The following is a 394-nucleotide window of genomic DNA, read 5'->3' as shown; positions in this document are numbered from 1 at the left end:
ATCTGAAAGAGTACATCAACTCGCCGGATATGCTGGCGGCGCTGGATAAGCAACTAAATTTTCGTGAAGCGTTTAGCCACAGCGGGCTCGATTTTCTTAATCATCTTAGCAAGGATGAAACCGCAGAAGGCTTCCTGAAGTACTACAAGGACCGTATCAACGTCTCGTATGACGATAAAACCGGATTACTGAATATTCAGACGCAGGGCTTTAGCCCGGAATTTGCGCTTAAGTTTAACCAAACCGTGCTGAAAGAGTCAGAGCGCTTTATCAATGAGATGTCACATCGCATCGCGCGTGACCAGCTTGCCTTTGCAGAAACGGAGATGGAAAAGGCACGCCAGCGTCTGGACGCCAGCAAAGCGGAATTGCTCTCTTATCAAGACAACAACAA

1 protein-coding gene is annotated in these 394 nt (G+C 47.7%); it reads left to right on the top strand.

Annotated features, from left to right (window positions below):
• Positions 1–394, top strand: a 394-nt coding sequence (locus ACNFOC_RS55775; RefSeq protein WP_416966497.1) for a hypothetical protein, incomplete at both ends; no start/stop codon positions are given.

It is taken from the genome of Streptomyces colwelliae (assembly GCF_048158785.1).
Lineage (GTDB): Bacteria > Actinomycetota > Actinomycetes > Streptomycetales > Streptomycetaceae > Streptomyces.
This window is presented reverse-complemented; position numbering and strand designations above follow the sequence as displayed.